General features: G+C 56.6%; 3 protein-coding genes and 2 tRNA genes. 1 reads left to right on the top strand and 4 read right to left on the bottom strand.

Features of this window, described 5'->3' with window-relative positions; translation table 11 throughout:
* Positions 1-308: 308 nt before the first annotated feature.
* The 4 genes from ACIQ0Q_RS08575 to ACIQ0Q_RS08560 all read right to left on the bottom strand — a co-directional run bounded on the left by ACIQ0Q_RS08575 (position 309) and on the right by ACIQ0Q_RS08560 (position 1849).
* A tRNA-Glu gene (locus ACIQ0Q_RS08575) sits at positions 309-384 on the bottom strand.
* 24 nt (positions 385-408) lie between these two features.
* Positions 409-484 (bottom strand) — tRNA-Ala (locus ACIQ0Q_RS08570).
* A gap of 67 nt (positions 485-551) precedes the next feature.
* Positions 552-1037 (bottom strand): DUF1249 domain-containing protein, encoded by a 486-nt coding sequence (locus tag ACIQ0Q_RS08565; protein ID WP_395772521.1) that lies wholly within the window; start codon positions 1035-1037, stop codon positions 552-554.
* Complete coding sequence (locus tag ACIQ0Q_RS08560; RefSeq protein ID WP_395772520.1) at positions 1037-1849, bottom strand: pyruvate, water dikinase regulatory protein; 813 nt, start codon at positions 1847-1849, stop codon at positions 1037-1039. The genes ACIQ0Q_RS08565 and ACIQ0Q_RS08560 overlap by 1 nt, the downstream gene beginning before the upstream one ends.
* A 116-nt stretch (positions 1850-1965) precedes the next feature.
* Between ACIQ0Q_RS08560 and ACIQ0Q_RS08555 the strand changes: the two genes are divergently transcribed.
* A partial coding sequence (locus tag ACIQ0Q_RS08555) for a PEP/pyruvate-binding domain-containing protein (RefSeq protein ID WP_395772519.1) occupies positions 1966-3158 on the top strand: 1193 nt, incomplete at its 3' end.

Here is a 3158-nt window from a genome sequence, read left to right as displayed (position 1 = left end):
GCCATGGCCGAGTCCAGGCGACTGATTTCAGGGCTGGCGCAAATGAGCACTTCCTGGGGTTTCGTTGCCTTGGCACAATCGAAACTCGCCCCAAAAGCAGGACCGGCTGCAACAATAAGCAGTAGAAATACCTTCTGATTTCTGAACACCGTATCCATTTAATCCTCTGTGCCTGGCACGTATTTGATCATAGGTTGCATCCGGCTATACGATATACCGAAAGCGGCGATTTCACAGAGAGTTTACAGTTGGCGGATTCCGAGAATTCTATGAATAAAAAACCCGCCTTGCGGCGGGTCTTCTATTTGTGGCGTCCCCACGGGGATTCGAACCCCGGTCGCTACCGTGAAAGGGTAATGTCCTAGGCCTCTAGACGATGGGGACAGCAGCCTATAAAAACGGTCACATTGGTGGAGCTAATCGGGATCGAACCGATGACCTCTTGCATGCCATGCAAGCGCTCTCCCAGCTGAGCTATAGCCCCACGTGCTGTGAGAGGTAAAATTATAGGCAGGTTTTCAGGGGGCGTCAAGCCTGTCAAGGAAAAAACATTAACTTCCGGTGAACTCCATGATTGGCGGCTCCGCCTGCCAGCTGGACCTTCCATGCTGCTGTTGTTTGAGGTATAGCAACCACTTGTTGAGAAAGCCGTTCATGCGCAGCCGATGGGAAACCATCTGGCCCGGGCTTGGGTGGATTCCGAGCACATCCTGCCAACGACGGCCGATGTAACAATGACTGACTTCGGCCTGGGCCGAGTCCAGGTAAATCCGAATCATCGCCGATGGGTCAAGCGCTCCGGTCCGGTCATCCCGCAAGGTGTAGCTGAGCTTAAGCTCAAGGGTGTAATGGTGGCGCGCCATCACCTCCAGACGCAAAAGCAAGCCGTCCTGCCCTTCCGAAAGAAAAACCCCAGGGGTGAGCGCGTCGAAATCGGTCAATTCTTGTAGGCGCCTGAAATTATCGGCATACAGATCCATCAACCAGGTGAACCGGTTGAGTCTGTCGAATAGTCCGGTGACATCCGGCGCCCGCATCAGTAAAGCTGGTTCTGGATGCCCAATTGCGCGAGGATTTTGCTGGAAATTTCCTCAATCGACATATTGGTGGTTGAAAGATGTGGCAGACGGATGCTTTGGAACAGGGCTTCGGCCCGTTTGACTTCCTGTTGGCATTGGGCCAGGGTCGCGTACTTGGATCCAGGCTTCCGTTCCTGCCGTATCTGCTGAAGCCGCCCGGGATCGATGGTCAGACCGAAAAGCTTCTGACGGAATGGTTGTAATCGCTTTGGCAGGCCCTCGGCCTGAAGATCTTCTTCGGTCAGGGGATAATTGGCGGCTTTGACCCCGTAATGCAGGGCCATGTAAAGACAGGTCGGTGTTTTCCCGGAGCGTGATACACCTACTAGAATGAGATCGGCATTGGTATAGTTATAACTAATGCCATCATCATGGGTGAGGGCAAAGTTGGTGGCGTTGATGCGATCTTCATAGGCCTTGTAGTCCACCAAGGCATGCGCGCCGCCAACGCGCGGCGTGCGTCCAACCCCGAGCTCGCGCTCGAGCGGATGCACGAATGGTCCGATGACGTCCATCATCAACGCACCGGTGTCCGCGATGACCGCACCCGCCGCGGGATCGACCAAACTGGTGAACACCAACGCACGATGACCGCTTCGCTCCTGCTCGGCCTCGATCACCGCAGCCGCATGCATCGCCTTGTCCATGCTATCGACGAACGGAATGCGCCGCGCGCTGTACTGAATGCCCTGGAATTGCGCCAGCACACTATGGCCGATGGTTTCAGTGGTGATGCCGGTGCCGTCCGACACATAGAATACGGGACGCATGCCTGCTCCTCTGGATTGCGTACCCTATTGTGCCCCATTTGCAGCTGCCAGAGAATGTCGGATGCATGGGGTGCCTTGGGCTATAATGCACACTGAATTCGCCCAGGAGATGCGTCTTGACTACCCCGGTACTTTGGCTGGACCACCTGCGCCTTTCCGATCTGGCGCAAGTCGGTGGCAAAAATTCCTCCCTTGGCGAAATGATCGGCCACCTTGGCCAGCTCGGCGTCTCGGTTCCTGGCGGCTTCGCCACCACCGCCGACGCCTTTGAAGAATTCATCCGATTCAATACCCTCAGCCAGCGCATCTATGATCGTCTGGATGGACTGGACATCGATGATGTCGGTACGCTGATGGATGTGGGCCGTGAAATTCGACAATGGGTCATGGATGCCCCCCTACAGCCGTCACTAGACACCGCCATCCGCGAAGCCTATGCCGAACTATGCCGCCGAGCCGGTGCCGATGAAGTTTCTGTCGCCGTACGCTCTTCTGCGACTGCCGAAGACCTGCCCGATGCCAGTTTCGCCGGCCAGCAGGAAACCTTTCTTAACGTTAGCGGCGCGGAAGACGTAGTTGCCAAGGTCAAAGAAGTCTTCGCTTCGCTCTACAACGACCGTGCCATCGCCTACCGGGTGCATCACGGTTTCAAACACGAAGACGTTTTCCTCTCGGCCGGCGTCCAATTGATGGTGCGATCCGATATTGGCTCGTCTGGCGTGCTGTTCACCCTGGATACCGAGTCCGGATTCCGCGATGTCGTGTTCATTACCGCCAGTTACGGGCTCGGTGAGAACGTCGTCCAGGGCGCGGTCAATCCTGATGAGTTTTACGTCTACAAGCCGACCCTGCGCCAAGGCAAACAGGCCATTCTGCGCCGCACCCTGGGTAGCAAGCAGATCCGCATGGTGTACTCGGCTGTCGCCGGCGAGCGCGTGCGCAATGAGCAGACTCCCGAGGACCTGTGCAACCGTTTCTGCATCAGCGATGCCGATGTCGAAGAACTGGCGCGCCAGGCTTTGGTCATCGAAGAGCATTACCAACGCCCGATGGACATCGAATGGGCCAAAGACGGCATGACCGGAAAGCTCTACATCGTGCAGGCCCGTCCAGAAACCGTCAAATCACGCGGCAACCATACCCAGATTGAACGATTCCACCTCAGCGGAAAAGGCGAAGTGCTGGTCGAGGGACGCTCCATCGGTCACAAGATCGGTGCCGGTGCAGCCCGCGTGATCCGCAGCATCGCCGAAATGGACAAGCTTCAGCCCGGCGATGTGCTGGTCGCGGATATGACCGACCCCGACTG

Source organism: Arenimonas sp. (assembly GCF_044348765.1).
Classification (GTDB): domain Bacteria; phylum Pseudomonadota; class Gammaproteobacteria; order Xanthomonadales; family Xanthomonadaceae; genus Arenimonas.
Note: the sequence above shows the minus strand (reverse complement) of the source record. Positions and strands in the feature narration are given on the sequence as shown.